Origin of the sequence: Paenibacillus sp. AK121 (genome assembly GCF_019042715.1) — a bacterium.
Taxonomy (GTDB): Bacteria; Bacillota; Bacilli; order Paenibacillales; family Paenibacillaceae; genus Paenibacillus; species Paenibacillus polymyxa_C.
The window spans coordinates 89,806-104,050 of the sequence record NZ_JAHPJM010000007.1; the positions used below are offsets into that span (position 1 = coordinate 89,806).

General features: G+C 45.3%; 13 protein-coding genes. 12 read left to right on the forward strand and 1 reads right to left on the reverse strand.

What is annotated here, in order from left to right; all coding sequences use genetic code 11:
• The first annotated feature begins 17 nt into the window (after positions 1–17).
• The 4 genes from pstB (at position 18) to KSP24_RS14540 (ending at position 3,318) form a co-directional block, all read left to right on the forward strand.
• Positions 18–860 (forward strand): phosphate ABC transporter ATP-binding protein PstB, encoded by an 843-nt coding sequence (gene pstB / locus KSP24_RS14525; protein WP_016819624.1) that lies wholly within the window; start codon positions 18–20, stop codon positions 858–860.
• Positions 861–1,060: 200 nt separating this feature from the next.
• Positions 1,061–2,269: a pectate lyase gene (gene pelA, locus KSP24_RS14530; RefSeq protein WP_058829339.1), complete on the forward strand. Its 1,209-nt coding sequence runs from the start codon at positions 1,061–1,063 to the stop codon at positions 2,267–2,269.
• A gap of 135 nt (positions 2,270–2,404) precedes the next feature.
• Positions 2,405–2,923: an acyl-CoA thioesterase gene (locus KSP24_RS14535; protein WP_044785433.1), complete on the forward strand. Its 519-nt coding sequence runs from the start codon at positions 2,405–2,407 to the stop codon at positions 2,921–2,923.
• Positions 2,920–3,318, forward strand: a complete 399-nt coding sequence (locus KSP24_RS14540) for an FxsA family protein (protein WP_013370347.1) — start codon at positions 2,920–2,922, stop codon at positions 3,316–3,318. Before KSP24_RS14535 ends, KSP24_RS14540 begins: the two co-directional genes overlap by 4 nt.
• A gap of 28 nt (positions 3,319–3,346) precedes the next feature.
• Here KSP24_RS14540 and ytvI read toward each other — a convergent pair whose 3' ends face one another.
• Positions 3,347–4,465, reverse strand: a complete 1,119-nt coding sequence (gene ytvI, locus KSP24_RS14545; protein WP_044785434.1) for a sporulation integral membrane protein YtvI — start codon at positions 4,463–4,465, stop codon at positions 3,347–3,349.
• A gap of 344 nt (positions 4,466–4,809) precedes the next feature.
• Between ytvI and citZ the strand changes: the two genes are divergently transcribed.
• The 8 genes from citZ (at position 4,810) to KSP24_RS14585 (ending at position 14,239) form a co-directional block, all read left to right on the forward strand.
• On the forward strand, positions 4,810–5,922 hold the full coding sequence (gene citZ, locus KSP24_RS14550) for a citrate synthase (RefSeq protein ID WP_013370349.1): 1,113 nt from the start codon (positions 4,810–4,812) through the stop codon (positions 5,920–5,922).
• A 147-nt stretch (positions 5,923–6,069) separates the two neighbouring features.
• On the forward strand, positions 6,070–7,365 hold the full coding sequence (icd, locus tag KSP24_RS14555) for an NADP-dependent isocitrate dehydrogenase (RefSeq protein WP_064963832.1): 1,296 nt from the start codon (positions 6,070–6,072) through the stop codon (positions 7,363–7,365).
• A 16-nt stretch (positions 7,366–7,381) separates the two neighbouring features.
• Positions 7,382–8,323: a malate dehydrogenase gene (mdh, locus tag KSP24_RS14560; protein ID WP_064963831.1), complete on the forward strand. Its 942-nt coding sequence runs from the start codon at positions 7,382–7,384 to the stop codon at positions 8,321–8,323.
• A 350-nt stretch (positions 8,324–8,673) separates the two neighbouring features.
• Complete coding sequence (locus KSP24_RS14565; RefSeq protein ID WP_013370353.1) at positions 8,674–9,090, forward strand: hypothetical protein; 417 nt, start codon at positions 8,674–8,676, stop codon at positions 9,088–9,090.
• 213 nt (positions 9,091–9,303) lie between these two features.
• Complete coding sequence (locus tag KSP24_RS14570) at positions 9,304–10,173, forward strand: SDR family oxidoreductase (protein ID WP_025676257.1); 870 nt, start codon at positions 9,304–9,306, stop codon at positions 10,171–10,173.
• A gap of 121 nt (positions 10,174–10,294) precedes the next feature.
• Entirely contained in the window at positions 10,295–12,097 is a 1,803-nt protein-coding gene (pnpS, locus tag KSP24_RS14575; protein WP_216975536.1) for a two-component system histidine kinase PnpS, read from the forward strand.
• Positions 12,098–12,225: 128 nt separating this feature from the next.
• Positions 12,226–12,957 (forward strand): response regulator transcription factor, encoded by a 732-nt coding sequence (locus tag KSP24_RS14580; protein ID WP_013370356.1) that lies wholly within the window; start codon positions 12,226–12,228, stop codon positions 12,955–12,957.
• A gap of 157 nt (positions 12,958–13,114) precedes the next feature.
• Positions 13,115–14,239, forward strand: a complete 1,125-nt coding sequence (locus tag KSP24_RS14585; RefSeq protein WP_216975544.1) for a methyl-accepting chemotaxis protein — start codon at positions 13,115–13,117, stop codon at positions 14,237–14,239.
• Positions 14,240–14,245: the final 6 nt, after the last annotated feature.

A 14,245-nucleotide genomic window follows, 5' to 3' on the forward strand; every position in this document is an offset into this window, starting at 1 on the left:
AAAGGGGATGGAGAACAATGGAACATGTGATTACACGAACGGCAAAAACCGCCACACCAGCAACATCCGTTCAGTCTACGCGTTCAGAACAACTTGCGGGGCAAGCGCCGCATCCGTTCAGTACTGAGGATTTGAGTATTTATTACGGAAGTTTTGAGGCCGTGAAAAAAGTAAACTTAGCCTTTCCAGAGCAGACCGTGACCGCCCTGATTGGGCCTTCCGGCTGTGGTAAATCGACTTTTTTGCGTTCCCTTAACCGAATGAATGATGAGATTGCGTCTTCATCGACAACGGGACATATTTGGATGGACGGACAGGATTTGACGGCGCCAGAGACGGACGTGATCAAGCTGCGTCAGCAAATTGGCATGGTGTGGCAGCGGCCTAACCCTTTTTACAAATCGATTTATAATAACATTGCCTTCGGTCCTAAATACCGGGGAGTGCGTAAAAAGAAGCAGCTTGATGAAATCGTCGAAAGCAGCCTGCGTAAGGCGGCATTATGGGATGAGGTCAAGGATCGTCTTCACGATTCCGCTCTTGCTCTGTCTGGCGGGCAACAGCAGCGGCTTTGTATTGCACGTGCACTTTCTGTCCAACCGAAAATTCTGTTGCTTGACGAGCCAGCTTCCGCGCTGGACCCTGTGTCTACAGGCAAGGTCGAAGAGCTTATTACCGAATTGAAAAAAGAACTGCGCATCGTTATTGTGACGCACAATATGCAGCAGGCTGCACGGATTTCCGATTATACGGCTTATTTTTATGTCGGAAGTTTGGTTGAACATGGGAAAACAAATGATATTTTCACCAATCCTGAAAACGAGTTGACTCAAGAATACATCATGGGTCGCTTTGGATAAGCCGTGCAGTTTGGCGACTTGTTATATATATATGAAACATAAAAAAACATCTTACTAATCTAGTATTGGTAAGATGTTTTTTAGTAAACTCTTACATTTGTATATAATAAAATATATTGATTATTTGGTTATATTTTCATACAATACATGTGTTTAATAGTTCTTGTAATACCACAATCCAATTAAAGGAGAGGTTTGCAATGAGGTTTAACGTTAAAAAATCTGTCAAATGGATTGCTTTTTCTGGAATGGCTATTACCCTAACAACTGGACTTGTCAGCCCTTCATGGGCAGCAGCTGAGCAGAATTTGACTGATGCAGGTGCGAGTGTTACCCAGGCCGTGTACAATGATGCAAACGTTTACAAAAATGCTGTTGTTCCATTGGCTAGTGTGAATGTGAGTAGTTTGCTGGACAAGTATCGTGATTTTAGTAAATTTTCTACAGGGAATACATCCAAGGACACTACGCTTGCCTTGAATATTGTATCGTGGCAATTGCCGCATGGCGGATTCTTCAAAGCGATGGAAAAAAATTATAAATCCAAATGGGATGGCAAAGCAGCTCGCTCTACATGGAAGAGCAAGGATGGTGTTGAACTCGGAACGTTTGATAACGAGGCCACGACAACCGAGATCCGCTTTTTAGCGGATGTATACAAAAAAACCAAAAACAAAGACATTAAGAACAGTGTACAAAAAGCAATTGATTTTGTATTAACCTCTCAATATTCCTCCGGTGCTTGGCCGCAGGTATATCCTAAACGTGGTAATTATTCTGATGCCGCAACCTACAACGATGATGCAATGGTTAGAGTGATGGTACTGGCAGATGACATTGTAAACAAAAGGCAGCCGTTTGATAGCGATATTCTTGACAATACATATCGCTCCAGACTTCAGCAGGCTCTGAATAAAGGCGTACAGTACACAATTAAAGCTCAAATTGTAAACAATGGCACACCGACAATCTGGGGAGCACAGCATGATCCGGTTACTTATGAATCTGTACCTGCGCGAGCATTCGAGCTTGCTTCCAAAACAACTACGGAATCGGTAGGCATTACGGCCTTCTTGATGTCTCAACCGCAGACGGCTGAGGTGAAAAAGGCTGCTCAGAGTGCCTTGAAATGGTTTGACACGAATCGGATCGACGGTATGAAATACAACCGTCAAGGTCCGGAGTTTTTCCAAAAGGATGCATCAAGCGTGATGTGGTATCGTTTCTACAATGTGGAGGACAATAAGTATTTCTTCTCAGACCGAGATGGCAAAAAGTATACGGACATCATGAAAATTAGTGAAGAAAGACGACTCGGTTACGCCTGGGCCGGAAGTCAGGCGAAAAGCTTACTGAAACTGGCTTCGGAAAGTGGATATTATAAACTGTCCAAGCCGTTGCCACAATAATAAAGCCATCATTGTAAATGCTTTGAGAGGGGGGGCCGTATGGTTCGGCCCTCTTTTTGTTCCCAGGCGGTAAATATGGTTTAATGGAGAGAGAGCAAAATAGAGATAAAGATGCACAAAGATAGGAGAGCTTGTATGACTCAAGAGGAGAAACAAACGCAACTACGATGGTATGGCGCACCTCTACGTGTCCGTTATCAGGAAAGCGACCAGATGGGGGTCGTGTATCATGCGAATTATTTAAACTGGTTTGAGATCGGGCGTACGGAAATGATCCGGCAGGCAGGCTTTAACTACCGGAGTATGGAAGATCGGGGAGTTTTGCTGCCAGTTATTGAAATCAATGCGAAATATGCGAGTCCTGCTCGATATGATGATTTAGTTACTATTTATACCGCTATTACGGACTTCTCCAGACTACGTTTGAACTATACTTATGAGGTTCGACGGGTAACGGAGGAGGAGCACCAAAAGAATGTGGGAAAGGTATGGACAGAGGCTGACACGCTGCCGGGAGAACTGCTGGTCACAGGAACGACACGACATGTGTGGCTGAATACCGACTGGAAGCCCGTTCGGCTTGATCAGGCACTACCTGAGTTGTACACTGCGTTAAGGTCTGCTTTTGCAGGCGGGGAGGGACAGAAGTCATGATGATGCGTAAACGTCTGTGGCTGTTGCTGCTGCTCATTCCTTTGGCGGAGCTGTACGGGTTTATATGGGTAAGTCACTGGATTGGAGCGGGGAAAACTATTCTGCTCATTATTCTGACGACCTTGATTGGCGCTGCCATGATGCAATTTGAAGGCCGAAAGGTGATTGCGGATGCCAAAAATGAAATGAATCGGGGCCAAATGCCCGGCCGTAAAATGCTAGATGGATTATGTGTGTTTTTCGGTGGGAGCTTGCTGCTCATCCCTGGATTTATAACGGATATTATTGGTTTTACGTTGGTATTTCCTTTAACACGAGTATTGTACCGACGTTTTTTATTAAAGTGGCTGGAGAAAAAAATGAAAAACGGCAGTATTACATTTCGGCGCTTTTGACTGAGCTGCCGTTATCCCCTATCCATGACTAACGGACTCTTCCAGCAAGAATATAGTTGCGCAAGTCCTGAATGACATTTGCGCGATTTAGTGCATCAAGGACGATGAGTGATACAGGTCCGATAATGAGTCCTAAAACGCCAAACAGCTTGAGCCCGATGAACATACCGATGAGGGTGGGAAGCGGGTTCAATCCCACGCTGCTGGCCAGCACCTTAGGCTCCACGATCTGCCGTCCAATCAACAGGATGGCATATAGGATCGACAATCCAACCCCTAGTGCTAAATTCCCTGACATATACGCATACAGTATCCACGGAATCATCACAATGCCAACCCCTAAATAAGGTAACAAATCCACCAGCCCGATCATCAAACCGATGGTAAAGGCCGATTCTACACGTAAGATGAACAGCCCAATGATAACCGTTAATGCCGTAATGGAAATGATAATAAACTGTGCACGCAAATAGCCGTACAATGCTTTACGCAGATCGTGCCAAATATCTGACAATGGTTTGCGGATCGTATCTGGAACCGTATTCGAAAGTATCCGATAATGTCGATCCCAATCCTTACTAATAAAAAAGGCCGATAATACAATAACCATAAGCACAGCTCCCATATTAGGCAGAGAGGTTAGCAAATTCAAAACCCCATTAAAAAATTGACCAACTAGCGTAGTAACAGCCGAACTGACGGTTTGAGTCGTTTTATCAATATTGCTGTTGATGGTGTGTTGGTAATCGGGATTATCCCGAATAAAATGGTTGATTTCAATAATTATATTTTGGATCAAATCGCTTTGAGTCCAATCAATAAACAGGCTTTTAAAACGCTCGATATGCCCGTCAAAAGTCATGGCCAGCTTAATCACTTCTCGAACCATGCGGGTGATTGCAGCAGACAGGATGATTGCGATTCCGCCTAAATATACAAATAATGAGACCGTGACAGCTGCCCAACGCGGCATACGAGCCTTGTTACGCAAAAAAACGACCAGTGGGTTCATAGCATAGGCCACAAGCCAGGCGAATAGGAAAGGATAAACGAGAGGGAACAGCACATATATGCCCAGCAACAGAGCTACAATCACGATTACGACCCATAGAGCACGTAATATGCGATTCAGGATTAACCGACTCAAGCGCTCACGACTCCTTTCTTTTCGATGGTGTCCCTTAAAATCAGTGCTCTACTATACTTATGCGGGGAGAGGGTAAGACAAGACCTATGTAAAAAAGTGCAAATGAGCTCATATTTTTTGTAAGGGGTTTCAAAAATTTCTTTATAGAAGCGATAAAACATTTGAATGTGTTGGAATAGCCCTCAATGTTCACATAAACGACAAAATCCAGTATAGTGAAAGAAGGTTTAAATATTGACATATGGCGTTAACATTACTCAGCTATTTAAAAGACATATCTTACTTTTGAAAATGTTTACATTGCAAGTCCGTTCACAATGTTTTTACAAAGGAGAGATGTAACGATGACGGCGACCAAAGGTCTGGAAGGGATCGTAGCGACCACTTCCTCCATAAGCTCTATCGTAGATGGCGTTCTCACGTACCGGGGTTATAACATTGATGATTTGGCTGTTAACGCCGATTTTGAAGAGGTAGCTTATTTGTTGTGGTTTGGAAAATTACCTGACCAAGAACAATTGCAAGAGCTTCGCAGCCAGTTAAGCGACTATGCTGCTATTCCGGATGAAATTATTACTCAATTAAAGTTATACCCGAAAGAATTGAGCACGATGGCTGCCTTGAGGTCAGCTGTATCGTCTCTTGCTTTGTATGACCCAGAGGCGGATGATATGTCAAGAGAGTCCAATGTGACTAAAACCGTCAAGCTTCAGGCGCAATTGCCCACAATTGTGGCAGCCATAGCACGTATACGCGAAGGCTTGGAACCAATTGCGCCTAAAAAAGGTGTTTCTATTGCTGAAAACTTTTTGTATCAGCTGACTGGCAGGGATCCGGAGGAGACGGCTATTAAAGCGTTCAATCAGGCTCTCGTGCTGCATGCCGATCATGAATTGAATGCTTCGACCTTTGCTGCGCGTGTAACGGTAGCCACTTTATCAGATATTTATTCCGGGATCACGTCTGCCATCGGGGCCTTAAAAGGACCATTGCATGGTGGAGCCAATGAGGCTGTTGCTAAAACGTTGGAGGAGATTGGCGGTCTGGATCAGGTGGACTCCTATATTCAGGCCAAACTGGATAACCGCGAAAAAATTATGGGCTTCGGACATCGTGTCTATAAAAACGGTGATCCGCGTGCCAAGCATTTGCACAAAATGTCCCGCGAACTGGGAGAAATGAACGGCGACACTACGTTGTTTGATATGTCAGTTCGAATTGAAAGTATTGTAACAGGGCAAAAAGGCTTGAAACCGAATGTGGATTTTTATTCTGCTTCCGTATATACCCAGCTGGGTATTAAGAGGGATTTGTTTACTCCTATCTTTGCTATGAGCCGTGTATCGGGGTGGACTGCACATATTTTAGAGCAGTATGAAAATAACCGTTTGATTCGTCCTCGTGCCGAATACACAGGCCCAATGGATCAAAAATATGTGTCACCAGAGTTGCGCTAACCTTTGGAGGAAGATTGAGGTTGTATACCCTGAATTTAAAAAATAAGGTACAATAGAAGGGTCGGCGAGAGATGTAATTTTTTGTCTATGATAAAGATCATGTCTTTCGTCCTGTACCCATTCATATCTGAGGAGGAAAAGGAACTTATGGCGAAATTTGAAAAGTTTGAGCTCCCAACTGAAGGCGAAAAAATTACGATTGATAACGGTCAACTGCAGGTTCCAAACCATCCGGTCATTCCGTTTATCGAAGGTGACGGCACAGGTCGCGACATCTGGAAAGCTTCCAAGCGCGTACTGGACGCAGCTGTAGAAAAAGCATATAACGGCACGAAAAAGATTGCCTGGTATGAAGTATTCGCTGGTGAGAAAGCTTTCAATACATACGGCGAGTGGCTCCCTAACGATACGTTGGAAGCCATCCGTGAGTATATTGTAGCCATTAAAGGTCCACTTACGACACCTATTGGCGGTGGTATCCGTTCATTGAATGTGGCATTGCGCCAAGAACTGGATTTATACGTTTGCCTGCGTCCTGTTCGTTACTTTAACGGTGTCCCGTCTCCAGTAAAACGTCCTGAGTTGGTGGACATGGTCATTTTCCGTGAGAACACAGAAGATATCTACGCAGGGATCGAATATGCCGAAGGGTCCGAAGACGTGAAAAAGGTGATTCAGTTCCTTCAGCAAGAGCTGGGCGTGAATAAAATCCGTTTCCCTGAAACTTCAGGAATTGGGATCAAACCAGTGTCTTCCGAGGGGTCAAAGCGTCTGGTACGGGCAGCTATTCAGTATGCTGTTGACCACGGACGCAAGAGTGTAACGCTCGTACACAAAGGTAACATTATGAAATTTACCGAAGGTGCCTTCAAGAACTGGGGCTATGAAGTAGCCGAGCAAGAATTTGCAGATAAAGTATTTACATGGGCCCAATATGATGTCATCAAGGAAAAAGAAGGTGAGGATGCGGCAAATGCAGCTCAGAAAGCAGCTGAAGATGCAGGCAAAATCATTATCAAGGATGCGATTGCTGATATTGCACTTCAGCAGGTGCTGACTCGTCCTTCTGAATTTGATGTCATTGCTACGCTGAACCTGAACGGGGACTATCTGTCCGATGCTCTTGCTGCTCAAGTTGGTGGAATTGGTATCGCGCCAGGTGCAAACATTAACTATGTAACCGGGCATGCTATCTTTGAAGCTACACATGGTACAGCTCCAAAATATGCTGACAAAGACGTAGTGAACCCAGGTTCCGTAATTCTGTCCGGCGTCATGCTGCTAGAACACTTGGGTTGGAAAGAAGCAGCTGACCTGATTTACAAAGGACTGGAGGCGTCCATTAATAAGAAGATTGTAACTTATGACTTTGCCCGTCTGATGGATGGTGCTACACAGGTGAAATGCTCCGAGTTCGCGGATACCATTATTAGTAACCTGTAAGGAAGGGGAATACTACTTGACCATTAAACGCAAAAAAATATCCATTGTTGGCGCCGGTTTTACCGGTGCCACTACCGCATTGCTGCTGGCTCAAAAGGAGTTAGGTGATATCGTACTCATCGATATTCCGCAACTAGAGAATCCGACTAAAGGCAAAGCGCTTGATATTTTGGAAGCTGGTCCAGTGCAGGGATTTGACACCCAGATCATGGGCACTTCTAATTACGAGGATGCAGCCGACTCGGATATCGTCATTATTACAGCCGGGATCGCGCGCAAGCCGGGTATGAGCCGTGATGATTTGGTCAATACGAACGCAGGAATTGTAAAATCCGTATGTGAGAATGTGAAGAAGTATGCGCCCGATTCTATCGTCATTATTCTGAGTAATCCGGTCGATGCTATGACCTATACTGCATACCAAACGCTTGATTTCCCGAAAAATCGGGTTATTGGTCAATCAGGTGTGCTGGATACAGCCCGGTATTGTACCTTTATTGCACAGGAATTGAACGTTTCGGTTGAAGACGTGCGCGGCTTCGTTATGGGTGGTCACGGTGATGATATGGTGCCGCTCGTACGCTATTCCAGCGTGGGAGGTATACCTATCGAAAACCTGATTTCTCAGGAACGTATCAAGGCGATCGTACAACGTACACGAGTGGGCGGCGGAGAAATCGTTAACCTATTGGGTAATGGCAGCGCATATTATGCTCCGGCAGCTTCGCTTGCGCAAATGACAGAAGCGATTGTAAAAGATAAAAAACGGATTATTCCAGTCATTGCTTACCTGGAAGGAGAGTATGGCTATCAGGACTTGTTCCTCGGTGTGCCTACACTTCTTGGCGGTAATGGCATCGAAAAAGTGTTCGAGTTGGAATTGACAGCCGAAGAAAAAGCAGCGCTCGATGAATCCGCTGAAGCGGTTCGCAATGTGACTAAAATAGTCAACGTATAGATCCGATTTTCTACTAAAACAGTATACTTTTACTTGAAGAGGTGTCCCCTAGCCATCGTTATGGCTGCTGGCCACCTCTTTTATTTTTTAATAGTCTATTCGTTTTCTTCCTTTTCATTTAATATTGAAAATTTCAGTTTGGGTTTGTACCCTCCCCCCAAGCTGAAACTTTCCCCGTCCTATTCCTTTGCTTTGATCCACTTCCCCGGTATAATAGAGTTCATATGCACTAATAGTTACATAGAAAAGCATGTCCCAAAACATTGCAAAGATGCTAGTCATTCGTTGGAATATGATCGTTCTATGGAAAAAAGTTTGTAAGAAAACAAAGAACTGGGAGGTTGTAAAGAATGTTTTTTATTCACATTATTGGATCACTGGCAATGGGCTTTTATTTATTGCTTCCCTTCGTTGTGGGCAAAATCGACAAATTGGCTCCAAGCGCGCAGGAAGGGACGATATCGGCTGTACAGCTATTGAACCGTCTGGCTCAATTTGCACTGATTCTTGTCCTTATTAGCGGCATCTATATGATCTTTGTTTGGGATTCTTATTCGGTAGCATGGATCGTTGTTGTGTTGGTGTTGTTTCTTGCCATTTCCGGTATCGCTGGTGCTATGGGTAAGCCATTACGCTTGTCACTGGAAGCGGTTCGCAACCAACAGCCGATTACGCAATACGCTGGTAAAATGCGGATGTTCAGCACGCTGCTGGCTGTCTTCATGATTCTAATTACAATTTTAATGGTATACAGCCATATTATTTAATGAACCATTTTAATCGGCCAATTAAATAATGACGAAGGCTAACGTTGAATAAAGCGGTCTGTGCAGAATAAGCACAGGCCGTTTTTTTGTGTGCTCATATAGCTAGTTTTTTCTTTTTTCGTTTAACCGATAAGTTTGTGTGGTAAATCAGGAGTAGAGTGGATGCAAATGTTGCATCCTAAAAAATATCTGATTTTGAAGGGAGAATGTATAATGGCTAAAAGCAACCAACCTCAGCAAACCTTGCCCCCACAGCATCAGGACCAGCAACCGGGGATTGAATCCAAAATGACGCCTGCACCTCAATTTGAAAAACCAACTTACAAAGCGGCTGGCAAGCTCACAGGCAAAGTTGCACTGATTACTGGTGGAGACAGTGGAATTGGGAGGGCTGTAGCTGTCACGTATGCCAAAGAAGGTGCGGACGTAGCTATCGTCTACTTGAATGAGCATAAGGATGCGGAAGAAACCAAGCGTCAAGTCGAACAGGAAGGACGCAAATGCGTGTTGATTCCTGGCGATATCGGAGATGACCAATTTGCCAAAAAAGCGGTGCAACAGACGGTGAACGAACTGGGCAAGCTCGACATTGTCGTGAACAATGCGGCCGAGCAGCATCCACAGCAAAAGCTGGAGGATATCACCAAAGAACAATTGGAGCGCACGTTCCGTACGAATATCTTCGGTATGTTCTTCCTGACACAAGCGGCATTGCCGCATTTGAAGAAAGGGAGCGCGATCGTCAACACAACGTCGATTACCGCGTATGCTGGGAATAAGACACTCATTGATTATTCCTCCACCAAAGGGGCAATCACATCATTCACTCGTTCCCTTTCGCTCAATTTAGCGGATCAAGGTATTCGGGTGAACGCTGTAGCCCCAGGACCGATCTGGACACCGTTAATCCCGTCTACCTTTGATGCAAAAACAGTGAGCGAATTTGGAGGAGCACAGCCTATGAAACGCCCAGGTCAGCCGGAAGAATTGGCGCCAGCTTATGTGTACCTTGCCTCAGACGATTCGTCTTATGTAAGCGGGCAGGTTATTCATATCAATGGCGGTGAAGTTGTAAACGGATAAGAGGATAAAGAAACGGTTGGGGCAGTCTTTTGCTCCGGCCTTTTTTTCTTTTCACAGTGGAACATAATGCAGGTAGCCTGTAGAATGAGATTAACTTACATAAAAGGATGGGCAAATTTCTATGAAATCGTTTCGTTTCAGGCTTACCCTGATCATGCTGATTTTGATTGGCGTATCTGTCCTTGCTGCTGGGATCACTATGGGGCAAATTTTCAAAAATTCGAATATGAAGGTGCTAGAGGAGAACATGGGTCGCGAGATCGATCTGCTTCGCGCTACTTTCCCATTTGTTAATGCTGATGCCCTATCCAGCACAGATTACGTCTCCTATTATTCTCAGAAGGCGAAGGAAATTGCCCATCTGACCGATTCGCGAGTGACCTTCATTCGTAAGGATGGAACGGTGGTGGGTGATTCGTTAAGCGATCCACGCAAGATGGAAAACCATGCATCGCGTGAAGAAATACGGCAAGCCACGTCGGAGGGAATCGGACGGACGATACGCTACAGTGAAACTTTGCAACGAAACATGCTATACGTCGCTGAGCCTGTTGTATCGGACAAGGGCTTTGACGGATATATCCGTTTGTCCATGAGTCTGAAAGCGGTGGAAGAGGGAATGCAGCGAGGCTGGACGGCCATCGGGATCGGTCTTGTGTTGCTGTTTATTGCTGCTGGACTGATGAGCTATCGTATTGCTCGCAGCCTCACCTCGCCCATTGAACATATTACAGGGGTAGCCAACCGCATTTCAGGACTAGATTATGACGCTAGGGTCGGTGTACAGCGCCGGGATGAGGTAGGACAACTAGGTGAAGCCATTAATCGTATGGCCGACAGTCTCCAAAACCAAATGAAAACGATACGTGACAATGAGGATCTCCTCCAGAGTGTCATGAGTAATATGACAGGCGGGATTCTGATGATTGATGCTCGTGAATGCATAGCGCTTGTCAACCGTGAGTCTGAGCGAATGCTCGGTGTCGTGGGTAAGCGGGTGACAGACAAGCCGTATCATGAGCTGAAGAAGCACTATGAGCTCACAAAGCTAATTGAGGGAAGTATACAAAGCCGAGAAAGGCTGCATGGTGAGGTGCATTTGTACAATCCTGAGGAACGACTCGTTTTGCTGGATGGTGTCCCTATGTATGAGGATGAAGGGGGGTACCGGGGGATGCTGTTCTTGTTGCAGGATATTACAGCTATTCGACGGTTGGAAAATATGCGAAGCGAATTTGTGGCAAACGTATCCCATGAGCTAAAAACACCGATTGCTGCAGTCAAGGGTTTTGCCGAGACATTGCTTGGTGGCGGGGTTAAAGATGAGGAAACGGCCCGTTCCTTTTTGCAAATTATATATGACGAAAGCGAACGACTGAATCGACTGATCGGCGATATTCTGGAGCTTTCCAAAATCGAGTCCAAACGGTCCCCTCTGGATTGCTCTCCGATTCATATCTCATCATTCATAGAATCATTGCTGGAGAAACTGAACAATGTAGCTGCCAAAAAAAAAATTACGCTGCACATGGATATCCCAGATGAACTGTTTATGGAGGCAGATGAAGATAAGCTTCAGCAGATTTTCCTGAACCTTTTGTCTAATGGCATTAACTATACCCTTGATGGCGGCAAGGTAAAGATCAAGGTTATAACGTTACAACGGGACAATGACACGGAAAAGGTCGTATTTACAGTCAGTGATACGGGTATTGGGATACCGAAGAAGGACCTGCCACGTATCTTTGAGCGCTTTTACCGTGTGGACAAAGGACGCTCGCGCAACTCGGGCGGAACGGGACTGGGATTGTCCATCGTCAAGCACTTGGTCGATCTACATCATGGTACACTCTCAGTGGAAAGCGAGCTTGGTTTGGGTACCACGTTTACCGTTGAATTACCGTTATTGCAACAGGAAGAATGAACTATAACATTTTTTACATTGTGTTAACAATGCCGTGATAAAATAAACGGGTGTCGCATGAGTATGGAAAAGATTTCAGGATTTTGACCAATGCGCCTTTAACAGGTAAACAGGAGATGAAGTTATTAATGGGACAACGTTTGCTGGTTATTGAGGATGAACCAACGCTTGCCAGATTGCTATCCTACAATTTGATACAAGAAGGTTTCGAAGTGGACACGGAGGATCATGGCAGTGCTGGGTTTGAAAGAGCCTCCAGAGAATCCTACGATTTGATCCTGCTGGATTTGATGCTGCCGGGGATGAATGGACTGGATATTCTCAGCAGACTTCGCCATCAGGGGCTGACGACACCTATCATTATTCTAACCGCTAAAAACGGGGAGGCTGAGGTGGTCCAAGGACTGAAGTCGGGTGCTGATGACTACATCACAAAGCCTTTTGGCGTTTCTGAGCTACTGGCCCGCGTAACGGCTGTACTGCGAAGAACATCCGGAGGGGATGAAGGAGTGTTGTCTGAACAGAAGGATGGCTCCAAAATTCAACTGGGCGAGCTGGAGATCTACCCTGAGAAATATGAAGTCATTCTTGGAGGTCAGTCCATCAGCTTAAGACCGAAGGAATTTGAGGTGCTCCTCTATTTGTCCCGCAAGCCGGGTGTGGTCCTGACTCGGGATGATCTAATGAATGCCGTGTGGGGCTTTGACTACATCGGCGGTCAACGTACAGTGGATGTACACGTCAGTTCCTTACGTAAAAAGCTGGAGCTTGATCCCGACTCGGTTCATATTGATTCAATCCGTGGAGTGGGGTATAAGCTGGTTGTAAATAAAAAAAGAAGCGCTTCTCATTTGTTATAAATGAGGAGCGCTTTTCTCTTTCCAGGCAGTAGCAGCGACTTTTATGTCCATTTTGTGATTTTACATTTCGTTAACAAAAATAGCCGTTAAAATCAACAAATGACCGATATGATGTTCCCGTCACTTCAAGTAGTTAAAAAAAGGGGACTTCAGAACGATGATAACGGAACCAAAGACCCAGACGAGTTCCACTGCCGTGATTGAACGTGAAACGTTCAAGCCGATTACTACCTATGTGCCATGCCGGGAGGTTCCGATCATTGGCACGGATATGTCTTGCAAAGAACTGTTAGCACTCATGAAAACACAGGAAGATATTCCCTGTGTCATCGTCGTGGATAAAAATGATCTTCCTTTGGGTATCATCATGAGAGATGCGTACAATCGTCATTTTACGGGCAGGTTTGCTGCGGCATTGTTCTATGACAAACCGGCTTCTATATTTGCCGATCCCAATACATTAATTGTGGATCTGAAAAGTCCAGCAGCGGAAATTGTAGAACAGGCGATGATGCGTGAAGATCAGCGTTTTTACGATTGTTTACTGATAAAGGAAGGGACAAGATTACTCGGTGTACTCACAATTCGTGATATCCTGTCTGTCGTTCAGCGAATGCAAAGAGAAGCAGACGAAGACCGGGGCGATGTGATTCGACATAGCTATGACGGAGTCCAGCGCATTCGGATGACTGTTCTGGATGCAGCGAAAGAGGCCGATGACAGTGTGCAGCTAACCCGCTCAATGAGTGAATTATCCCGCCGTGGCAAAGTGGAACTGGAGGATGTTCTGCTTTCTTATCATGCAGTGACGGAGCAAATGAAGCGCCAGCATGAGCAGATGACGGCGTTAACCCAATCGCTCAATGATATTGCGGGCATGGCTTCATCCATTCGTGCACTGGCAGATCACAGCGGATTGCTGGCGATCAATGCGTCCATTGAAGCGGCTCATGCTGGTGAACACGGGCGTGGTTTTCAGATTGTGTCTCAAGAGGTTCGAAATATGTCACTCCAGACCAAAGCTTTTTCTGTACAGATTACAGGCTTACTCACTCATATCGAGCAAATGCTGCGTCATACCGCTGAACTGACGGATACGAGTATGCAGCAGATTCATACAGGGTCTAAATTTATATCTGCCGGAACCCAAACGTTTGCCAAATTATTGCAGGCAGTCGATGAAATAGAGGCTAAAAACAGCGAAATGTCCCGTTCCGCAGAAGAAGCGGCCTTGAATGCAGCCGGAATTGCCCAGGAGCTTGAACTCATGCTGAGTTCTTGATCATTT

Excerpts from the sequence above, each read along its gene's own strand:
- pstB (WP_016819624.1), top strand. The coding sequence starts at position 18 with ATGGAACATGTGATTACACGAACGGCAAAAACCGCCACACCAGCAACA.
- pelA (WP_058829339.1), top strand. The coding sequence starts at position 1,061 with ATGAGGTTTAACGTTAAAAAATCTGTCAAATGGATTGCTTTTTCTGGA.
- KSP24_RS14535 (WP_044785433.1), top strand. The coding sequence starts at position 2,405 with ATGACTCAAGAGGAGAAACAAACGCAACTACGATGGTATGGCGCACCT.
- KSP24_RS14540 (WP_013370347.1), top strand. The coding sequence starts at position 2,920 with ATGATGATGCGTAAACGTCTGTGGCTGTTGCTGCTGCTCATTCCTTTG.
- citZ (WP_013370349.1), top strand. The coding sequence starts at position 4,810 with ATGACGGCGACCAAAGGTCTGGAAGGGATCGTAGCGACCACTTCCTCC.
- icd (WP_064963832.1), top strand. The coding sequence starts at position 6,070 with ATGGCGAAATTTGAAAAGTTTGAGCTCCCAACTGAAGGCGAAAAAATT.
- KSP24_RS14565 (WP_013370353.1), top strand. The coding sequence starts at position 8,674 with ATGTTTTTTATTCACATTATTGGATCACTGGCAATGGGCTTTTATTTA.
- KSP24_RS14570 (WP_025676257.1), top strand. The coding sequence starts at position 9,304 with ATGGCTAAAAGCAACCAACCTCAGCAAACCTTGCCCCCACAGCATCAG.
- pnpS (WP_216975536.1), top strand. The coding sequence starts at position 10,295 with ATGAAATCGTTTCGTTTCAGGCTTACCCTGATCATGCTGATTTTGATT.
- KSP24_RS14580 (WP_013370356.1), top strand. The coding sequence starts at position 12,226 with ATGGGACAACGTTTGCTGGTTATTGAGGATGAACCAACGCTTGCCAGA.
- KSP24_RS14585 (WP_216975544.1), top strand. The coding sequence starts at position 13,115 with ATGATAACGGAACCAAAGACCCAGACGAGTTCCACTGCCGTGATTGAA.